Below are 19,050 nucleotides of genomic sequence, written 5' to 3'. Positions count from 1 at the left end.
TCCTGGGATACAATGCCCTCCCGCTCCGTTTACTAAGCAGAACGGAGCGGGGAGGGCATTTCTTCCCTTGCCGGAAAAGAAAGGATGGTATCACACATGAAAACTTGGAAGCATTTGATCTCAGGGCTGCTGGCCCTGACCCTACTGGCGTCGTTGAGCTGCGCCGCCCTGGCGGAGGAACCCACGGCAAAGACGGAGAAGGCCCCGAAACCCGCCGGGCAGTTCTCTCAGTGGTTCCCCCGGTTTGAGCAGGACCCCGCCGCGCCGGAGGCCGTGGAGGCCGTCCTGGCCAAAATGGGCACCGCCGTCAGGCAGAGCAAAACGAAAAACGGCGTGACTGCCACGCTGAACGGCGCCATCTGGGACGGGGATACCCTGCGGATGTCCCTGACGGTAAAGGCCCCCAACATCCCCGAGGAGGTCACCGGAGAGACCAACCTCTATACGGAGGAATGCTCCATCGCCCTGCCGGAGAAGGACTGGAAGGATTACGTGCGGAAGGACGTTGAGCGCGGTTTTGCCGAGGTGGGCGGCGGCACTCAGGAGCTGGTGGAGCAGTCCATTCAGAACATGCTGGACATGGGGCAGGCCGACTACTGGAACCATGTCAACGTGCTAAACTTCCCCCTGGTCAGCCGGGAGAAGGATACCCTCACCTTCGAGGTCTGGATGTCCTTCAAAGATTATCTGAAGCAACCAAAGCTCACTCTGCGCCTGGAGAACATCGCCACCTATGAGGACGGCAAGGGCGACCGGGTGACCTGGCACGACGGCAAGCGCACCGGCCCTGGACCGAAGGACGTCATTTTGAAGGGACCCATGGAGTTCACCTTTCAGCTGGAGAACATCCTCCCGGCGGCGGCATACACAGGGGACGTGAGGATCACAGCGGAGGACATCCCCTTCCGGCTCACGGACTTTGAAATCAGCCCCTTTGAGGTGAACGTCGACTACGAGGTCCTGGCCCCGGTGAACTCCATCCGGGTTACGAAGCCCGGCGAGCCGGAACCCCAGCCGGACCAGGACAAGCTGGACCATCAGGACGTGCGCAAGGCGGTCCTCAAACTCATCCAGGGCCTTTGGACCAAGGACGGCAAATATGTGGACCTCTCCCAGCGGGGCGGCGGGAGCAGCATGGGCACCTCGCCGGACGGGACCTGCGACGGCGACGTGGGCGTCAGCTATGCCTACCCCATCGACCCCGCCACAGTAGTGGCGGTGGACATCGGAGGAACCCGGGTGGAGCTTGCCAAGCTGAAGCCCGCGGCGGAGTAAAGGGCCGGAACGCGGAGGCGCCGCCATACGGCTGAATGAGGAATCCCGCGGCAAGGCGCGGCTGAGGCCCCGCAGCCGGAAGACATGACTAAACCGTGACAAAAACCCCCTATCCGATGGCGGAAGCCCTGCGGGCTTTCAAAATCGGATAGGGGGCTTTGTTCTCCGGCGTCTTGCTTTTCCGGTCCCGCCGCCTTCTATGAAAGACCAGCTTAAGAAAATCTTCATCGTTTTTTAGGAAAAAGGCAACAAACCGGAAGCCCCTTTCTGTTACGATGGAACGGAGCAAAAAGGAGGATGCGTATGCCCCACAAGATTCTGGTCGTCGACGACGAAGCCGAAATCGCGGATCTGATCGAAACGTATCTTGCGGAAGAGGATTACACGATCTTCAAGTTCTACTCAGCCAGGGACGCTTTGGCCTGCATCGAAACCACGGACCTTGATCTCGCCATCCTGGACGTGATGCTGCCGGACATCGACGGCTTCGCCCTGTGCAGGAAAATTCGGGAAACCCACACCTGGCCCATCATCATGCTGACGGCCAAGGACGCGGAGACCGACAAAATTACCGGCCTGACCCTGGGGGCCGACGACTATGTGACCAAGCCCTTCCGTCCCCTGGAGCTGGCGGCCCGGGTGAAGTCCCAGCTTCGCCGCTATAAAAAGTACAATCCCGCCCGCGCCGGGGACACGGGCCCCGCCGTTCCGGCGGATACGCTGATTCACGGCGATCTGGTGCTGAGCAAAAAGGCCCACGCCTGCACGCTGAACGGCCGGTCCCTGGATCTGACCCCCACGGAGTTCTCCATCCTCCGCATCCTGCTGGAAAACCGGGGAAGCGCCGTGGGCGCCGAGGAGCTGTTTCATCAAATCTGGAAGGACGAGTACTACAGCAAATCCAACAATACCATCACGGTCCACATCCGGCATTTGAGAGAGAAGCTGGGGGACGGCACGGACAAGCCCAGATACATCAAAACGGTATGGGGAGTGGGATATAAAATTGAAGCGAACGGATAGGGACGAGTATTCGGTCTTTCACTCCAAGCTTACCCGGCGGGTCTGCGGCAGCGTGGCGCTGTCGGTTTTCATCGTCGCCGCCCTGTACCGGCTGCTCTGGAAGCGGCGGATGGGCGATGTGATCGTCTGGTTTTTGGTCCATGTCCTGAACATGAGCCGCCAGGAGGCCTTTTATTTTTACGCCGATCACTTCCGCCTCAACAAGGACCTCTTTTTCTGCGGCGCGGTATTCCTGATCTTTGCTTTCATGCTGTGGCGGGTCTTCCGGGGTATGAGCCGTTACTTTGGCGAGATCAACCGGGGGATTGAGTCCCTGCTGGCGGACGACGGGGAGCAGATCCGCCTCTCGCCGGAGATGCTGCCCTTCGAACGCAAGCTCAACGCCGTCAAGCGGACCCTGGCGGAGCGGAAAGAGGAAACCGCCCAGGCGGAGCGGCGGAAGGACGAGCTGGTCATGTATCTGGCCCACGACATCCGAACGCCGCTGACCTCGGTAATCGGCTACCTGAGTCTCCTGGAGGAGGAGCCGGACAGCCCGCCGGAGCAGCGGGCCAAGCGGGTACGCATCGCCCTGGACAAGGCCTACCGGCTGGAAACGATGATGAATGAATTTTTTGAAATCACCCGGTATAACTCCCAGCAGATCGCCTTGTCCAAGGAGCCTGTGGACCTCTACTACCTGCTGGTGCAACTGGCGGACGAGATGACGCCACTGCTGGCGGAACGGGGCAACCGGGTGGTTTTGAGGATGGACGAGAACCTGACGGTCCGGGGAGACGCGGAAAAGCTGGCGCGGGTGTTCGGCAACATCCTGAAAAACGCGGCGGCCTACAGCGACCCCCAGACCGAGATCACGGTTTCCGCCAGGCGGGCGGAGCAAGACGTCATCATTCGATTCCAGAACCGGGGGGAGGACATTCCGGCGGAAAAGCTGGAGGCCCTTTTCGATAAGTTTTACCGGCTGGACCAGGCCCGCTCCACCGGCACGGGAGGCACGGGCCTGGGGCTGGCCATTGCGAAAGAGATTGTCCTTCTCCATGGCGGGAGCATCCAGGCGTCCAGTGAAAATCACACAGTCACCTTCGCCATCCGCCTGCCCGGAGGAGACTTATAAAATCTCAGCGTTTTCTTAGGAAATTTTTAATCATTCGGCAATACCATCTTAAAGCATGCGGCGCCTCTGTCTGATAGAATCAAACCCAACAGAGGCGCTTTTCCATTTACCAAAGAATACAAGAAAGGAATGCTTACGATGGAAGAACGAGTGATTGATTTTGAAAGCCGGCAGGCCCTCCGCCGGGAGCGGCGGCGCAAACAGATTCGGAGGGCACGGTTCCTTCAGGCCGTTGTGTGGGTGCTGGCCATTGCCGGGCTGATTGTTCTGGGGCGGGAGATGATCTCCACGTTCCGTCGGATCTCCCCCCCGCCCACCGGCTCGGCCTATCAAGGGGCCGAACCGGCGGGCAGCGGGCAGGCGGAAGTCATCCAGGCTCCTCTGGACGATGAGACCTTACAGGCCCTGCGGGATCTGGCGGTTCAGGATGAGCGGGTGCAGAACGTGATCGACCGCTGTCAGGACTACCCGGAGGATTTGCTGCACATGCTGTCCCGGAATCTGGATATGCTGGACTTTGTTCTGGAATACCCGGAGAAGCAGGGGCGGGTATTTGCCGACACCATCGGCGAGGTGGAGGTCGGGGAGATCCCGCTCCTGCTCCAGTACGACCAGCGCTGGGGCTATGGGGCTTACGGGGCCAGCTCCGTGGCGGTCAGCGGCTGCGGACCGGCGTGTCTTTCCATGGTGGCGGCCGGGCTGACGGGGGACAATACGGTCACGCCCTATGCCGTGGCCCAATACGCCGGCCAGGAGGGCTATTATGTCTACGGCGCGGGAACGTCCTGGAGCCTCATGAGCCGGGGGGCTTCCCACTTCGGCTTGGAGGGGGAGGAGCTGCCCCTGATGAAGTCCAGGATGGAGAGCGCCCTGCGGGAGGGCCGTCCCATCATCTGCGTGGTGGGCCCCGGGGATTTTACCACCAGCGGGCACTTCATCGTTATCACCGGGATGCGGGACGGGCAGTTTACCGTCAACGACCCCAACAGCGCCGAGCGAAGCAGCATGCTCTGGGATTATGAGACGCTGGAACCCCAGATCAGCAATTTGTGGGCCTTCCGTGCCGTGTAAAGGGGGAGGGAACTTATGAACCGGAAGCGAAAGACCGCCGTCCTGTACGATTGAGAACATCAGGAAAGGAACGAACACCATGGAAATGAACCGTCTGCCCGCCCCCCCGCTCGGTCCCCGGGGCGTGCGCTTTCCAAATCGCACCACCTCCCTTCATGAATATGCTTGGGGGACAAAAAATGCCGGACGGATTCCCTCCGTCCGGCGTAATGAGATAGCGGGCGCTCAAGATGATTCCTTACCAATCACCTCCGCCTTCGCCAAAGAAAACCGTACCGAGCGCCGATCCCGCATCAGTACGCCGGGAATACGGTAAGAGTGTTTCAGATCCCAGCTGTGGAGATCGGCCAGAATTTTGCACAGCTTCCAGCTGGAGATTTCAAAGGACCGCCTGCCATCGTACACATCCTGCGGGACCTTGTGGGATTTGAGGTCCCTGTTTTCGTGGGCACGGATCAGCAGCGCCTGTCCATCCGCGGAAATCAAAAAGCATATCCGCTTAGGGCATCCAATGAGCCGGAGCGTTTCCGTGAAAATGTGGATTCGGCTTGTCTTCAGATAAAACGAGATATGGACGCCGTTCATTTCTCCATTTTTTTCTCTTTGCCTCTCCACTGCTCCGGAGAGCTGAAATTAAAAAGCAGCATGACCTTGTTGTCCACTGTCACGATACGCCCTGCCGTCCTATAGACACAGCCGGTATCCCAGCCCCACATTTCGTAAAGCTTTGAAGAAAACTTGACGCACTCCATGCGCCGGGGTGCGTAATCTTTGATGTTCTTCCTCCAGGGAATACCATCCTTATCCTTGAGTGTCACCGGCACAAGCAGGACGCTCTTCTTCTGAGGATGGATTTCAATGCGCACCCGCTCACAATTGTTCAGCGCCGTCAGGGCCACCTTGTTAAAGGTGATTCCTGCGCTCCAGATGGTGCATGTCGGGGAAAAATAGGCGACTCTGCGGGTAAAATACTCCCCGCTGACCACCTGAAACCCATCCATGGATATTTCCTCAATCTCATTGCTGAAAGGAACCGCTGTCATCGGTATACCTCCTATACTCTGTCCGTTGTGATGTAGCCGTCCGCAAGATCGATTTTGTATTGCTCTTCGTGAGATTCCACCGGGGCTCCAAAGTAATCCCGCCACTCTCCCGGAAGATAGGACCGCCGCTTTTTCCCGCCCATAAACAGTTCAAAATCCGTCAGCTTGAACAAAAACAGCATTTCCTCCTGATAAACAGCGGGTCTGCCCAGCATTTTATAGCGGTATTCCGAATCCCATTTCATCAAGTCAAAGACCTTTGCCGCGAAGATTCTGCACAGCATGTCCCGGTTAGAGAGCTCTTTTTCTCCCCCGCCTTTCGCCCACCGCAGAGAGTCCGGCGCGTCGGGGAGACAGGGGCGTATAATCAAACGCCGCTGTTCCGGGTGAATTAGAATTTGAATATGGGTCACACCCGGAAACCTCCGCAAGCAGGCCATATTGAACTTGATCCGGGTTGGCCAGATGGTAATGGCCGGCTCGTAGGTGTGTGAGAAAAGCTCCGCCCTGGTTACCTGATATCCAGCCAGGTCCGCCACGGCTTCCGGTTCCTCTCCGTCCACCGGCTTTGCGCTCGAAAAAATATCGTCCAATTGACTACGTTCCAGCATGACCGGCAGCCGCCTCTCTTGTGAGTGTTTCCATCATGGCTTGCAGCTCCTCTTCCGTCGAACCGCCGTACTGCGCCATACCGGGAGCCGGGACGCTGGGCCTGTGGGACTGCCAGGCCGCGCTTTTCGCCATGTAGAAAATATCATTTTCTACAATATGGCCATAGAATTCCTCGCCGAAGCCATGTTCCCATTGCTCCGGGAGCAGTTCAATCCGTTTCTTTCCTGCGTCCTCCGCTGGCGCAAGCAGCACGGATACGGCGTTTTCCAGGTTGAACAGGATGATCTGACCGTCGCTGCGCCGTATCCAGGTCCCCCGGACCCGGTAAAGCAGGTCCGGGTCCCACTCCATGATGCCGAAAAGCGCCGCGCCGAAGTGCCGGCAGCACAGCGCCTTCGGGTACAGCGGCTTAGCGGCGTCGGAACGCCATTTGACGCAGTGGACCGCGTCCCTGCCGCAGGGCCTGATGGCGATTTTCCGCTCGGAAGGATGGAGAAGCAATTGAATATAAGCGATATCCGCAAACCGTCTCATGCAGAAAAGATTGAAGGTGATCCGGTCCCTGGAGACCGTCATTGCCGGGCCCTCATACCGGGCCTGCAAAAATTGGCTTCGGACGACCTGATAGCCCTCCAGATCAAAGGCGGAAAACGTGCTTTTCCGCACCCGGTTTTTCCGATCCGGTCCCTTGACGCTGTTGGATGCATCGTAGTAAAGTCCGGGATCGTCGTTGACCCAGTGGTGGTTGATGGGAACGAATCCGCGGAAAACTCCGCCGTCTATGACCTGAAGGCTGGGCAGTCCGCCGCGGATATGGTGCTTTCGGTTTTGAAGAAGCGCCTGCACCATCTCAAACGTCTCCCGCGAGACGATGGCCTCATGCTGGCCCAGATAGTGGTACTGGTCCAGGTCCTGCCGGTTCTTTCTGCGCTTGTGCTCAAACAAATCCGAGGTAAAGGTTTTCCAGGTCAGGACGTCGCCGCAGTACCGCTCATTTGTGAGAATGTAGCCGATGGAGCCGCTGTTCCAGCCCGTGCTCCCGGTTTTTGTCCGGCAGCCGATATCCGTCAGAAAATCTGCGATATCCGCCTGGGACCAGCCGTGGAGATATGCGTCGAAAATAAAGCGGACCACTTTGGCCTCTGCTTCGTTGACCACAAGGGGCGCGTATTTGATATAGTTTCCGGCGGCGTCCCTCTGCCGGTCATAGCCCAGCGGCGGGGGCGTCAGCAGCTTGCGGTCCTTAAACCTCTGGGCCAGGGACCAGACCATGGCTTCCCGCTTTTTAATGGATTCCTCCTGGGCAATGGAGGCGAGAAAGGTCAGCATCAATTCAGAGTCTTTCCCCAGCGTGTTCAGGTGATCCGTCTCAAAAAACACACCCACCGGAGGGGAGAGATTCTTAAGCTTGCGAATCAGGGAGATACAGTCCACCAGATTTCGCGCAAAGCGGGAAACGCTTTTTGTCACGATCAGGTCGTATTCACCCCTCTCGCAGGCGGCGATCATGGCATTGAATTCCGCGCGGTTTTTCAGGGATGTACCGGAGATGCCCTCGTCCGCATAGACGTGCCTTAAATCCCAGTTGGGCCGCTCCTTCGCCAGCTGGCGGTAATGCGCCTGCTGGAGTTCAAAGGAGGAAAGCTGTTCCTCGCTGTCTGTTGAGACGCGGCAGTAGGCGCACACTCTGAAGATTTGCGCCGGGTCGTCAAAATGGACTTTGGGTTTAGCGGGTATGAACACTTTGCCGCCGTCTTCGCTTTGATCCGGCTTTCCCGGTTCTTCCCTATCGTGGATGGGCATGAAAGCACCTCCTTTTTCAAATTCCCGGCTGTTGAATTTACGGTTCTTCTAATTGGCGAATCCTGCGGTTCTTCTCCGTTAGCTTGGAGGCCATGTTGTAAAGCAAAGCCGTATCCTCTCCGGTGAGGTCAAATATGTCAAAGGAGAGATTGCTTGCCCTCCCCAAAAGATAGTCCGTGCTTACGCCAAATACGTCGGCGATCCGGGAAAGTGTGTCCAGCGGAGGCTGGCGGATACTACTTTCGTAGGAGGAAATGGTACTTCTGTCCACTCTCAGCAGACGCGCCAGCTGCTTTTGTGAAAGGTGCATGGACTGCCGGAGCCTTTTGAGCCTTTCGGGAAGACAATATATCACAATTTACACCACCCTGCTGAATAAGAAAGATTATATCAGTAAAATGGTGACGGTTGGTCACATTCCTGCGGCGCTTTGTAACCTTTTCCACGTTCTAGAGCCGCACCTAAAAATAAAGAGAAACGTTCAGCGGTCCAGGAATCGCAGGGCCGCATTGCCGTCCTTGACGGGCGTCGGCCCGTCTTCGTCCTCCGCCTTGCCCTGCGCTCCCTGCCCTCGCTTCCTTTTTTCTCATGATTTCTGGGAACTCTCTAGACCAAAGTTTTTCAATGGGATTCAGGTCCGGGCTGTACACAGGCGGAGAAAGGGCCTCCTCCGGAGCAGCCGGATTGACCGGCCGCCTGTAAGCGCGGAAACGCCGGGCCGGCTTGCGCGGCTGTCTGTTTGCGCTGTAAAACCTTCCGTTTTTATAAACTTGAAAAGTATGTATTGAAAAAAGAGACAACGGCGGATATAATGAGAAGCGCCAGCCGGTATGGATAGGGGAAGGGCCCTTTTTGCTGCTGTGCAACAAAGAGGCGCGGTGTTGTTTGAGACGGCGCCAAAAGTTGACGAGGAGGTACGGTTTGATGACATTAGAAGATTTACTGCGCTATGAAAATATTGTAATCCAATGCCATGATGACCCGGACGCGGACGCCATCGCCAGCGGCTACGCGCTGCTGAAATACTTGCAGAGCAAGGGGAAGTCCCCCCGGCTGGTATACAGCGGCGGACGGAAGGTCACGAAAAACAATCTGCTTTTGATGATTGAGAAGCTGAACATCCCCCTGGAACACCTGCGGGGGATGGACGGCGAGGCCGAGCTTTTGGTTACGGTGGACTGCAGGGCCGGACAGCGCAACGTATCGGCGCTGCCCTGCCAGACTCTCGCGGTCATTGACCACCATGAGCTTGACATGGGAGAGGTCCTGCCGGAGCTGCAGGAGGTGCGGCAGGACTGCAGCGCCTGCGTCACCGTGATATGGGCCATGCTGAAAAAGGCCGGGTTCCCCATTGAGGACCGCCTGCTGTCCACCGCTTTGTACTACGGCCTGTACATGGATACCCAGAAGTTCAAGGGCACCGAGAAGCTGGACCGGGAAATGCTGGACGCCCTGCGGTTCGATTGGGACATCATTCTCCTGCTCCAGAGCGCGGCCCTTGCCCTGGATGACTTCCGGATCGCAGGCAGCGCCTTTATGAATCTGCGCTACCATCCGGACTACCATTTTGCCCTGGCCCCGGTGAACACCTCCGAGCCGTACATGCTGGGCATCGTCAGCGACATGATGATGGACGTCCATGAGCTTTCCGTGTGCGTCGCCTATTGCCTGCTGGAAAGAGAGCGGTGCGTCAAGGTTTCCGTGCGCTGCTGCAAGCGCAGGGACCGGGCGGATGAAGTGGTGCACTGGCTTGTCCGGGACATGGGGAACGACGGCGGCGGCGACCGGACCAAAGCCGCGGGACGGCTGCCGCTTGCTTTGCTGGAAAAGAACTGCCCGGACGGCAATCTGCTCTATACGGCCGGAGAACTGATTTTCCAGCGGCTGACCGACTATTTCCACACCCCCCTCAAGCGGCTCGCCCCCAGGGCGGAGGAGTATGAGCCCGCGCGGGCGGAGGAGTTCTGCAAAGAGAAGGCGGAGCTTTACCACAAGAAAAAGGCGCTTGCCGGTTATGTGCGGACCATGGACATGTTCCCGGAGGGAACGGAGATTCTTCTCCGCACGCCGGAGGGCGATATCATCAAGAAAGCCGCCCCCGAGCTCTGCATCCTGATTGACGAGAGGCACGAAGTTTCTTACATCACGGAAGAGACTCTGCGGAGAGATTATGAGCTGACGGACGAGGAATTTCCCATGGACGGAGAATGGCTGTGGCAGCCCAAGGCGTACCACGCTGGCAAAAAAGAGGCGATGCTGCTGGCTCCCTGCGCCAAAAAGTGCGTGGCCAAGGACAGCCCCCGCATCTGGGCCGCCCAGCTGAACTGCCGGCTGGAGGTCCTTGTGTGGGGAGACTGGCATTTGGGCGAAATTGGGGACTGGCTGGTCTGCCAGGAGGACGACCACCAGAACGCGTACGTTATCCCGAGGACGGTTTTTGAGCAGTCCTATGAGCGGGTGGAGTAAGCCGAAGGCGGAAGGCCCCGCGCTTCTTCCCGGCGGCGCCCGGCGGAGTGCCGCGGTCCAGGCGGGAAACGGGGCGGACGCATGGAAGCATTTTGAATAGACAAAGGCAAAGGCCCGTTCCGGTTTTGGAGCGGGCCTTTGTTTTTGACTTAGAGCAGTTTCCGGAAATAATGAGAAAAAAGGAAGCGGGATTTTCAACCGCTCCCTTGCCCTTGAGCACGCCGCGAAAAATATCGAAAACTTCCCTCTTGCATTTCTCCACCCCCTGTGCTATAAATAATAGGTAACATCACAAATCCGCAATGAACGGGAAAATAACGATCACGCCTCGCCAAGAGAGGAAGGGCCGCCGGCTGCAAGCCCCTCCGCGACGCGCCGTTTGGTTCGCCCGGGAGCCGCCGTGGAGACACGGCCGGTCCGCCCTCCGTTACCGGGGCCTCGAGAGCGCGCCGCATGGCGCGAATTTGGGTGGTACCGCGGAAGGGCTTGCCTTTCGTCCCATGATTCTGGGGCGGAGGGTTTTTTCTTTTGCCCTCTCCCCTTGACTTTTTTGAGAAAGGATCTGACTGCCATGTATTCCCTTCCCCTGGCGCTGGCGGCGTCCCTGGTGCTGTCCGCTCCCTTCTCCCCCGCCGCCGTCCTTGCCGCCGTCCCGGAGCCGCCCGCCATTCAGATCCGGCAGGCCGCCGTCCCGGAGGTTCCCAAGGTCTATCCCTCCTCGCCGGAGGGCGCGCCGGTAACCTATGAGCTCCATCTGCCGGTGCTGATGTACCACCATGTGGTCCACGACTGGCAGGAGTGCAACGAGATGACCGTCACCGAGGGGCGGCTGGAGCGGGACCTCCAGTGGCTGGCGGAGAGCGGCTATGAATCCGTCCTCCCCCGGGAGCTGGCGGCGGGTGAGCCCCTGCCGGAAAAGCCCGTCCTTATCACCTTTGACGACGGTTACCGCAGCAACTACGACCTTGCCTATCCCCTCCTTCAAAAATACCAGACCAAGGCCGCCATTGCCGTCATGGCCTATATGCAGGACAACCCCGGGGGGAACTTCCTCACCTGGGACATGTGCCGGGAGATGACCGCCTCCGGCCTGGTGGAAATCGGCTCCCACGGCTACGCCATCCACAACCTGGACGGGCGCATGGGGAACTTCGTCCCCGGCCAGGCCAACGGTGTCCAGCGGCGCAAGGGGGAGAGCGGCAGCGATTTCTACTGCCGGGTCCTGGACGACCTCCGGTACAGCTTTGACCGCATCGCCCAGGAGACCGGAGCCCCGCCCACCTTTTTCGCCTATCCCTTCGGCAAGACGGACCCGGACGCCGACGCCTATCTGGAGGGCCTCTTCCCCCTGACGGTGGTGACGGGGCCGGGCAAATACGCCGCGAACCTCTCCAAGGGGCTCCACCAGCTGCCCCGCTTCACCGTCACCATGGAGCGCTCCCTCGCGGCGCTGCTGAAAAACACGTAAGCCAACCACATCCAAGAAAAGGAGTAGCAGTCTATGAAAGAACAGTTGGAAGCCATCCGCAAGGGGGCCCTGGAGGCCATTGCCGCCGCCCAGGAGACCGCCGGGCTGGAGGCCCTCCGGGTCAAGTACCTGGGCAAAAAAGGCGAGCTCACCGCCGTCTTGAAGCAGATGGGGGGCCTCTCCGCCGAGCTGCGGCCCGTCATGGGCCAGCTGGCCAACGACGTCCGGGCCAGCCTGGAAACCGCTATTGAGCGCCAGTCCGGCATCCTCTCCCAAAAGGCTTTGGAGGCCCGGCTGGCGGCGGAGGCCGTGGACGTGACCATCCCCGGGAAGAAGCCCCCCATGGGCCATAAGCACCCCATGTATTCCGTGCTGGACGAGATGAAGGAGATTTTCCTGAACATGGGCTTTGAGATCATGGACGGCCCGGAAATCGAGCAGGCGGATTACAACTTCACCAAGCTCAACGCCCCGGAAAACCACCCCTCCCGGGACTGGACGGACACCTTCTATTTGACGGAGGACTCCTCCGTCCTCCTCCGCTCCCAGACCTCCCCCATGCAGATTCGGGCCATGGAGGGCTACGGTGTGCCCATCCGCATGATCTCCGCTGGGCGGGTGTACCGCAAGGACGAGGTGGACGCCACCCACTCCCCCATGTTCCACCAGATCGAGGGATTGGTGGTGGACAAGGGCATCACCATGGCGGACCTCAAGGGGACGCTGAACGCCGTCATCCGGGAAATCTACGGCCCGGAGACCGTCACCCGCTTCCGCCCCCACCACTTCCCCTTCACGGAGCCCAGCTGCGAGGTGGACATCCAGTGCTACAAGTGCGGCGGAAAGGGCTGCCCCACCTGCAAGGGCGAGGGCTGGATTGAGATCCTGGGGGCGGGCATGGTCCACCCCAAGGTCCTGCGGGGCTGCGGCATCGACCCGGAGGAGTACTCCGGCTTTGCCTTCGGCATGGGGCTGGAGCGCCTGGCCCTGGGGCGCTATAAAATCAGCGACATGCGGCTGATTTTCGAAAACGATATCCGGTTCTTAGAACAATTCTAACCCACCGCTAAATGAAAATGAGGAGTTATCAGCTATGAAGCTATCCCGTAAATGGTTACAAGAATTCGTAGACGTGGGCCCGGTCAGCGACCGGGACTTCGCCGAGGCCATGACCATCTCCGGCTCCAAGGTGGAGGTCACCGAGGACCTGGGGGCCGAGATCAAAAACGTGGTGGTGGGCCGCATCGACAAAATGGAGCGCCACCCGGACAGCGACCACATGTGGGTCTGCCAAATCGACGCCGGCCAGGACGAGCCCGTCCAGATCGTCACCGGGGCCTGGAACATCCATGAGGGGGACCTGGTCCCCGTGGCCAAGGACAATTCCTGGCTTCCCGGCGGCAAGCACATCACCCGGGGCAATCTCCGGGGCGTGAAGTCCAAGGGGATGCTCTGCTCTTTGAAGGAGCTGAACCTGGACGAGCGGGACTTCCCCTACGCCGTCATCGAGGCCGCCGCCCTGCTGAACGACTACAAGCCCATCGACCCGGAGAAGCCATCGATTCCCAAGGACGTTATCCCCGGATACAAAATCTTCGGGGATGTGAAAGCCGCATTTGTCACAGAGGTTCTTCCCGATGGCAATGGACGCTTCCTTGTAGAGTGCGACAGCGGCGGGCGGACCCACAAAATTGGGACCAGCTGCCCCAATATCCACGCCTGCGACACCGTGGCCCTGGATATGACGCGGGAGCATATCTGCACCCTGGAAGACCTCCACGCGGAACAGAGGGAGTTCCCCCACTGCATCCCCAACGGCATCTTTGTCCTCCGCGAGGACTGCAAGCCCGGGGACGACATCCGCCCCGTCATCGGCGCGGACGACCATGTGGTGGAATTTGAAATCACCCCCAACCGCCCGGACTGCCTCAGCGTCATCGGCCTGGCCCGGGAGGCGGCGGTCACCTTCGGCAAGCCCCTCCAGCTCCACGACCCGGAGGTTAAGGGCGGAGCGGAGGGCGCCCTCCCGGACCTGCTGGACGTAGAGACCCCGGACCCGGACCTCTGTCCCCGATACACCGCCCGGATGGTGCGGAACGTGAAGATCGGCCCCTCCCCCAAGTGGATGCGGGAGCGGCTCCGCTCCAGCGGCGTCCGGCCTATCAATAACATTGTGGACATCACCAACTATGTGATGCTGGAATACGGCCAGCCCATGCACGCCTTTGACTACCGCTATGTCAAGGGCGGGAAAATCGTGGTCCGCCGGGCCCGGGCCGGGGAGGAGCTCACCACCCTGGACGGGAACGTCCGGAAGCTGACCCCCGATATGCTGGTCATTGCCGACGACACCCGGGCCGTGGGCCTGGCGGGCGTCATGGGCGGACTGAACAGCGAGATTGTGGGAGACACCGTGGACGTGGTCTTTGAATCCGCCAACTTCGAGGGCAGCTGCATCCGCAAAACCGCCCTGGCCTTGGGAATGCGGACGGAGGCCTCCGCCAAGTTTGAAAAGGGCCTGGATATCCTCAACACCCTCCCCGCCGTGAACCGGGCCTGCGAGCTGGTGGAGCTGCTGGGGGCCGGAGAGGTGGTGGACGGCGTCATTGACATCCTGAACTACGTCCCCAACCCCGTCACGGTAAAGTTCGAGCCGGAGAAAATGAACCGCTTCCTGGGGGTGGACATCCCCGAGGAGGACACCCGGAAGACGCTGGCCGCCCTGGGCTTCGGCCTGGAGGGAGACGTTATCACCGTGCCCTCCTGGCGGTCCGACGTGGAGCACTGGTCCGACATCGCCGAGGAGGCCGCCCGGTTCTACGGCTACAACAACATCCCCAACACCCTCTCCGCCGGGCTGAACGAGCGCCGGGGCTGGAATCCTGTCCAGCAGGCGGAGAACGCCGCCGGGGCCCTCTGCCGGGGAATGGGGTACAGCGAGATCATCACCTATTCCTTCATCAGCCCCGCCTGCTATGACAAAATCAACCTCCCGGCGGACTCCCCCCTCCGTAACTCCATGAAGATCCTGAATCCCCTGGGGGAGGATACCTCCATCATGCGCACCACCACCCTGCCCTCCATGCTGGAAATCCTGGCCCGGAACTGCCACTACCGCAGCAAAGCCGTCCGGCTCTATGAGCTGGGCCGGACCTACTTCCCCAAAAACGACGGCTCCGGCATGGCTGACGAGCCCAAGGTGCTGTCCCTGGGGGCCTATGGCTGCGGCATGGACTTCTTCGGGATGAAGGGAGCCGTGGAGGCCGTGCTGGAGGGCCTGCGGATTGAGGGCTTCCGCTTCGAGGCGGAAACCGCCAACCCCTCCTATCACCCGGGCCGCTGTGCCAGGGTCTGCCGGGGAGAGCGCCTCCTGGGCACCCTGGGCCAGATTCACCCCGCCGTGGCGGAAAACTACGGCGTGGACTGCGAGCTCTACGCCGCGGAGCTGGACTTCAGCGCCCTCTTTGAAGGCATGGGCGGCACGCCGGTCTATGAGCCCCTGCCCCGCTTCCCCGCCGTCACCCGGGACATTGCCCTGGTCTGCGACAAGTGCCTCCCCGTGGGCAAGCTGGAGGAGTGCATCTGCCGGGGGGCCAAGGGACTTTTGAAGGGCGTCCATCTCTTCGACGTCTACACCGGCAAGGGCGTGCCCGAGGGAAAGAAGAGCGTGGCCTTCAATCTGGAGCTCCGGGCCGACGACCGCAGCCTCACCTCCCAGGAGGCCGACGAGGATGTGAAAGGCATTCTGGAGCTGCTGGCGAAGGAGCTGGACTCCGTCCTGCGCTGAGCCGGAGGGCTTCCAGTAAAAATCTTTCGTAAAATTCCCGCCGAAACCCTTTACAGTCCGGAAAAAATCGAGTATACTAGAACGTGACCAGAAAGGAAGGTGGTGTACCTATGGACGATTTCACCAGAAAGTTCAGTCTCGCTTTGGAAAAGGACGAGGAGATTCATCAGATTCTCTCCACCGTTTACAAATCCCTGGAGGAGAAGGGCTATAACCCCATCAATCAAATCGTGGGCTATATCCTGTCCGAGGACCCCACCTATATCACCAACCACAACAACGCCCGGACCCTGATCCGCAAGATTGACCGGGACGAGCTGCTGCAGGTGCTGGTGCGGAAGTATCTGGGTCAGTAACAAAAAGAGTTACAAATTGTCATTAATTTCGACGCGCATCCCGTGGAACACGGCCTGCCGCTCCCCAAGTGGGAGGCCATGTTCCACGGGATTTTTGCGTTTTTTGTCAGATATATCTAAAGCGCTTGGTTCTTTTTCGTCAGATTGCTCAGATTCCATTGTTGACAAAACGGGAAAAAGATGTTACAATTTGGTTACAAAATTTTTGAGGGAGGTTTTTATGGCTGGAAGCAAGAACAGCAAAACCGAGGGCCTTGTATATAAGGGCCATCCGCTCCGCCGGACAGGAAACTTAATCTACTACGGCACGATGGCTGAAAAATATATCATCATGATGCAGGTATTGGAGACAAAGAAGGAGCAGGACCTGGACCTGGCCTCCAAGGTTTCCATCCAGCTTCAGCTCACGGACCCGGATCTGAAATCCCGGGACCGAGTGGTGAAGAAAAGCGAAAAGGACAGCCTCTACGCGGCGATGGACATCGCCACCGTCTGGCTGAACCGGGCCTTGGCAGGCAAGGAGAAATAAAGCCGGCCGCTTACCCCAACCGTTTTACAAAAGATACGAGAAAGGAAGCAACCACTTATGAATCGACTTGCTGGAAAAGCCGCCAAGGTTCTGGCGCTTACCCTGATGACCATGCTCTGCCTGACGCTGACGGCTTTCGCCGCTGAAGGAGACCCCCTGGTGGTGGGCATCGGCAAAACCACCGGCTCCTCCCTCCGCCTCCGCTCCAACCCATCCCTGGACGCCTCCGTCATCACCATGCTGGACAAGGACTGGATTATCGCCGTGCTGGGCGAGGCCGACGGATGGTACCATGTGGCCCACAACGGGGACGACGGATACGTCTCCGCCGATTTCTTCACCATGAGCGAGGAAACCGAGTTCGAGTACTACGGCCGGATCAACGCCCGGGGCGTCAACGTCCGGGCCGAGTCCAACATCGACAGCGAAATCGTGAACAACCTGGGCCTGGGCTCCGGCGTCACGGTCACCGGCATTGAAAACGGCTGGTATCACATTACCGGTACATACGGCGAAGGCTGGGTCCGCAGCGACTATATCAGCCTGACCAACGAGACCCCCCTCACCCCCGGCGCCAGCGCGGGCGACAGCAGCATCGTGGACTTTGCCCGGCAGTACCTGGGCACCCGGTACGCTTACGGCGGCGCGGCCCCCGGCGGCTTCGACTGCTCCGGCTTTACCATGTATGTGTACAAGCAGTTCGGCGTCTCCCTGCCCCACACGGCCACCGGCCAGTGGCAAAGCGGCCTGGGCACCCGGGTGTACAGCCTGGGCGAGCTCCAGCCCGGCGACCTGGTGTTCTTCAACGACCCCGCCCGGAACGCCGGCAAGGCCTGCTCCCACGCGGGCATCTACATCGGCGGCGGCCAGATGATTCACTCCTCCTCCTCCCGGAGCGGCGGCGTGATTTACTCCGACTTGACCGACGGCTACTACAATACATACTTCGTGGGCGGCATTCATATCTGATTTCCTTTCAGAGCATAAAAGAGACACGGCTTTACGCCGTGTCTCTTTTTCGCGTCTGCCCTGTGATTCAACGCAAGGGAATCTCCGCCGTGCCCCAGCGGACGGCCACGGCCTTGCCGAGGTCGACGGGAACCTCGAAGGGGCCGAATTCCTCGTTCCAGTTCTCGCCGCCGCTCCCCACGGTATCCTTCAGAAAGACCTCGCTCCCATCCTCCATTACCACGGAGAGGGCCGCGCCGGGGTAAATCCCTTCCTTGGGTTCCGACCAGCTATGGCGAATCCGCATCCCCAGGGGGGACAGCCGCAGATACTCCATGGTCATGGTCCCGCAGTCCGCGTCCTCCACCGTCACTCCGGCCACGTCCGGTGTCAGGCTCTCGACGCCGCCGGAGTGAGCCCCGATGTTGAAGTCCCAGCCGCCGGTGAGAACGGGCGTGTAGATTTTGTCCGGGCTCTGGACCCAGAGGCCGGGAATGTGGAGAATCTTGTCCGCCCCGTCGCAAAGGTCCGTACCCTCCAGGGACCAGAGGCGGATGGCGGCGGTGAGGACATTGTCCGTTGGGTCGTCGTTCAGCCACGTATAATCCAGGGTGCAGAGCACATCCTGCCCGGCGCTGTCCGTCAGGGTGAAGCGCTCCTCAAGGGTGTCGCCGAAGAGCTGGTAATAGCCCTCGTCCTCGCCGTAGTCCGGCAGGACCGTGCCCTCCGGGGCGCGGATTTCCAGCATCAAATAGTAGAAGTCCTGGTCCCCGAAGGCCGCCAGGGGGGTCATGGTGGTCCCGTTGGACTCCGCCGCCGGGAGCTCCTGGCTCAGGGTCCCGATGATCTCCTGCTGGGTTTCATCCAGCCGCCCGAAATAGCGCTCCCACAGCGTCCCCGCCGCCAGGGCGGAGCCCGCCAGCACCACCGCCGCCAGTGCCGCCGCCAGGCCCCGCCTGGCCCAGCCCATGGAGCGGCGGGCAGGGGCGCCCTCCATCAGCGCCTCCGTCAGGGCTTCCCGCCCCGCGGGGGTGAAGGCCACCCGGTTCATTTCAGTCTGAAAAGCATTCTTGTCCATAGCTGCCTCCTAACATGGTCCTCAGCTTCGCCTTGCCCCGGTAGAGCCAGGTGCTGACCTGGGCGGGCCGGCAGCCCAGCAGGGCGGCGATTTCGTCAACTCCGTATTCCTCATAATAGCGCAGGTAAACGGCTTGCCGGTACTTCTCCGGCAGGGCCAGCACCGCCTCCAGCACCGGGCTCTCCCCCGCTTCCGGCATGGTGACCGCCGCGTCCGCCGCCGCCTCGAGAGAGACTCTTTTCCGGGCCCAGGCGGACTTTTTCAAATCCTTGCAGCAGTTGATGGTCACACGCAGGACCCACGCGCGCCGGCGCTCCGGGTCCGGGAAGCGCTCCGGGCAGGTCAGCAGCTTTAAGGAAGCACTGATTAAAGCCGGTAAAAGCCAGGCAAACAGACAAAGGTAAAGGAAACGACCAATAAAGGGCCATATTGGGGGATGAATTCCTCGCTTTTCCAGTCCCAGCCCGGTCGAAGGGC

The 19,050-nt window shown here is 59.9% G+C and carries 18 protein-coding genes; 11 read left to right on the top strand and 7 right to left on the bottom strand.

The window, feature by feature from the left end; genetic code table 11:
• The first annotated feature begins 96 nt into the window (after window positions 1–96).
• The 4 genes from Q1M04_RS10920 to Q1M04_RS10905 all read left to right on the top strand — a co-directional run bounded on the left by Q1M04_RS10920 (window position 97) and on the right by Q1M04_RS10905 (window position 4,483).
• A complete protein-coding gene (locus tag Q1M04_RS10920; protein WP_293278642.1) occupies window positions 97–1,275 on the top strand; it encodes a DUF4179 domain-containing protein in 1,179 nt (392 codons plus the stop codon).
• 303 nt (window positions 1,276–1,578) lie between these two features.
• On the top strand, window positions 1,579–2,298 hold the full coding sequence (gene vanR / locus Q1M04_RS10915; RefSeq protein ID WP_300346621.1) for a VanR-ABDEGLN family response regulator transcription factor: 720 nt from the start codon (window positions 1,579–1,581) through the stop codon (window positions 2,296–2,298).
• Window positions 2,282–3,412, top strand: a complete 1,131-nt coding sequence (locus Q1M04_RS10910) for a HAMP domain-containing sensor histidine kinase (RefSeq protein ID WP_300447733.1) — start codon at window positions 2,282–2,284, stop codon at window positions 3,410–3,412. Before vanR ends, Q1M04_RS10910 begins: the two co-directional genes overlap by 17 nt.
• Before the next feature lie 138 nt (window positions 3,413–3,550).
• Window positions 3,551–4,483: a C39 family peptidase gene (locus tag Q1M04_RS10905; protein WP_300346625.1), complete on the top strand. Its 933-nt coding sequence runs from the start codon at window positions 3,551–3,553 to the stop codon at window positions 4,481–4,483.
• A 225-nt stretch (window positions 4,484–4,708) separates the two neighbouring features.
• Here the strand turns inward: Q1M04_RS10905 and Q1M04_RS10900 are convergent, their stop codons facing one another.
• From Q1M04_RS10900 to Q1M04_RS10880, 5 genes are all read right to left on the bottom strand, one after another.
• Entirely contained in the window at window positions 4,709–4,969 is a 261-nt protein-coding gene (locus tag Q1M04_RS10900; protein WP_300447730.1) for a hypothetical protein, read from the bottom strand.
• Window positions 4,970–5,064: 95 nt separating this feature from the next.
• Entirely contained in the window at window positions 5,065–5,526 is a 462-nt protein-coding gene (locus tag Q1M04_RS10895; RefSeq protein WP_300346629.1) for a hypothetical protein, read from the bottom strand.
• Window positions 5,527–5,537: 11 nt separating this feature from the next.
• Window positions 5,538–6,137, bottom strand: coding sequence for an integrase (locus Q1M04_RS10890; protein ID WP_295757837.1), 600 nt, complete (start codon window positions 6,135–6,137; stop codon window positions 5,538–5,540).
• Window positions 6,124–7,941 (bottom strand): recombinase family protein, encoded by a 1,818-nt coding sequence (locus tag Q1M04_RS10885; RefSeq protein WP_300346631.1) that lies wholly within the window; start codon window positions 7,939–7,941, stop codon window positions 6,124–6,126. The genes Q1M04_RS10890 and Q1M04_RS10885 overlap by 14 nt, the downstream gene beginning before the upstream one ends.
• 37 nt (window positions 7,942–7,978) lie before the next feature.
• Window positions 7,979–8,296: a helix-turn-helix domain-containing protein gene (locus tag Q1M04_RS10880; RefSeq protein WP_293278630.1), complete on the bottom strand. Its 318-nt coding sequence runs from the start codon at window positions 8,294–8,296 to the stop codon at window positions 7,979–7,981.
• Between the two features lie 569 nt (window positions 8,297–8,865).
• Here Q1M04_RS10880 and Q1M04_RS10875 point away from each other — a divergent pair.
• The 7 genes from Q1M04_RS10875 (at window position 8,866) to Q1M04_RS10845 (ending at window position 17,516) form a co-directional block, all read left to right on the top strand.
• The gene (locus Q1M04_RS10875; protein ID WP_293278682.1) at window positions 8,866–10,407 is read left to right on the top strand and encodes a bifunctional oligoribonuclease/PAP phosphatase NrnA; all 1,542 of its coding nucleotides are present in this window, start codon (window positions 8,866–8,868) and stop codon (window positions 10,405–10,407) included.
• A 571-nt stretch (window positions 10,408–10,978) separates the two neighbouring features.
• A complete protein-coding gene (locus Q1M04_RS10870) occupies window positions 10,979–11,875 on the top strand; it encodes a polysaccharide deacetylase family protein (protein WP_300346634.1) in 897 nt (298 codons plus the stop codon).
• A 33-nt stretch (window positions 11,876–11,908) separates the two neighbouring features.
• The gene (pheS, locus tag Q1M04_RS10865; protein WP_293278626.1) at window positions 11,909–12,934 is read left to right on the top strand and encodes a phenylalanine--tRNA ligase subunit alpha; all 1,026 of its coding nucleotides are present in this window, start codon (window positions 11,909–11,911) and stop codon (window positions 12,932–12,934) included.
• Window positions 12,935–12,968: 34 nt separating this feature from the next.
• Window positions 12,969–15,662, top strand: coding sequence for a phenylalanine--tRNA ligase subunit beta (gene pheT, locus Q1M04_RS10860; protein ID WP_300346636.1), 2,694 nt, complete (start codon window positions 12,969–12,971; stop codon window positions 15,660–15,662).
• 110 nt (window positions 15,663–15,772) lie between these two features.
• The gene (locus Q1M04_RS10855; RefSeq protein WP_204789257.1) at window positions 15,773–16,018 is read left to right on the top strand and encodes an IreB family regulatory phosphoprotein; all 246 of its coding nucleotides are present in this window, start codon (window positions 15,773–15,775) and stop codon (window positions 16,016–16,018) included.
• Between the two features lie 220 nt (window positions 16,019–16,238).
• Complete coding sequence (locus Q1M04_RS10850; protein WP_204789258.1) at window positions 16,239–16,547, top strand: hypothetical protein; 309 nt, start codon at window positions 16,239–16,241, stop codon at window positions 16,545–16,547.
• 57 nt (window positions 16,548–16,604) lie between these two features.
• Window positions 16,605–17,516, top strand: coding sequence for an SH3 domain-containing C40 family peptidase (locus Q1M04_RS10845; RefSeq protein WP_300346640.1), 912 nt, complete (start codon window positions 16,605–16,607; stop codon window positions 17,514–17,516).
• 67 nt (window positions 17,517–17,583) lie between these two features.
• Here the strand turns inward: Q1M04_RS10845 and Q1M04_RS10840 are convergent, their stop codons facing one another.
• Both Q1M04_RS10840 and Q1M04_RS10835 read right to left on the bottom strand, forming a co-directional pair.
• Entirely contained in the window at window positions 17,584–18,573 is a 990-nt protein-coding gene (locus tag Q1M04_RS10840; RefSeq protein ID WP_300346642.1) for a hypothetical protein, read from the bottom strand.
• Window positions 18,548–18,940, bottom strand: coding sequence for an RNA polymerase sigma factor (locus tag Q1M04_RS10835; protein ID WP_300346644.1), 393 nt, complete (start codon window positions 18,938–18,940; stop codon window positions 18,548–18,550). Before Q1M04_RS10835 ends, Q1M04_RS10840 begins: the two co-directional genes overlap by 26 nt.
• Window positions 18,941–19,050: the final 110 nt, after the last annotated feature.

This window comes from uncultured Oscillibacter sp., assembly GCF_950073225.1.
GTDB lineage: Bacteria > Bacillota > Clostridia > Oscillospirales > Oscillospiraceae > Oscillibacter.
This window is presented reverse-complemented; position numbering and strand designations above follow the sequence as displayed.

Excerpts from the sequence above, each read along its gene's own strand:
- Q1M04_RS10920 (WP_293278642.1), top strand. The coding sequence starts at position 97 with ATGAAAACTTGGAAGCATTTGATCTCAGGGCTGCTGGCCCTGACCCTA.
- vanR (WP_300346621.1), top strand. The coding sequence starts at position 1,579 with ATGCCCCACAAGATTCTGGTCGTCGACGACGAAGCCGAAATCGCGGAT.
- Q1M04_RS10905 (WP_300346625.1), top strand. The coding sequence starts at position 3,551 with ATGGAAGAACGAGTGATTGATTTTGAAAGCCGGCAGGCCCTCCGCCGG.
- Q1M04_RS10895 (WP_300346629.1), bottom strand. The coding sequence starts at position 5,526 with ATGACAGCGGTTCCTTTCAGCAATGAGATTGAGGAAATATCCATGGAT.
- Q1M04_RS10890 (WP_295757837.1), bottom strand. The coding sequence starts at position 6,137 with ATGCTGGAACGTAGTCAATTGGACGATATTTTTTCGAGCGCAAAGCCG.
- Q1M04_RS10885 (WP_300346631.1), bottom strand. The coding sequence starts at position 7,941 with ATGCCCATCCACGATAGGGAAGAACCGGGAAAGCCGGATCAAAGCGAA.
- Q1M04_RS10875 (WP_293278682.1), top strand. The coding sequence starts at position 8,866 with ATGACATTAGAAGATTTACTGCGCTATGAAAATATTGTAATCCAATGC.
- Q1M04_RS10870 (WP_300346634.1), top strand. The coding sequence starts at position 10,979 with ATGTATTCCCTTCCCCTGGCGCTGGCGGCGTCCCTGGTGCTGTCCGCT.
- pheS (WP_293278626.1), top strand. The coding sequence starts at position 11,909 with ATGAAAGAACAGTTGGAAGCCATCCGCAAGGGGGCCCTGGAGGCCATT.
- pheT (WP_300346636.1), top strand. The coding sequence starts at position 12,969 with ATGAAGCTATCCCGTAAATGGTTACAAGAATTCGTAGACGTGGGCCCG.
- Q1M04_RS10855 (WP_204789257.1), top strand. The coding sequence starts at position 15,773 with ATGGACGATTTCACCAGAAAGTTCAGTCTCGCTTTGGAAAAGGACGAG.
- Q1M04_RS10850 (WP_204789258.1), top strand. The coding sequence starts at position 16,239 with ATGGCTGGAAGCAAGAACAGCAAAACCGAGGGCCTTGTATATAAGGGC.
- Q1M04_RS10845 (WP_300346640.1), top strand. The coding sequence starts at position 16,605 with ATGAATCGACTTGCTGGAAAAGCCGCCAAGGTTCTGGCGCTTACCCTG.
- Q1M04_RS10840 (WP_300346642.1), bottom strand. The coding sequence starts at position 18,573 with ATGGACAAGAATGCTTTTCAGACTGAAATGAACCGGGTGGCCTTCACC.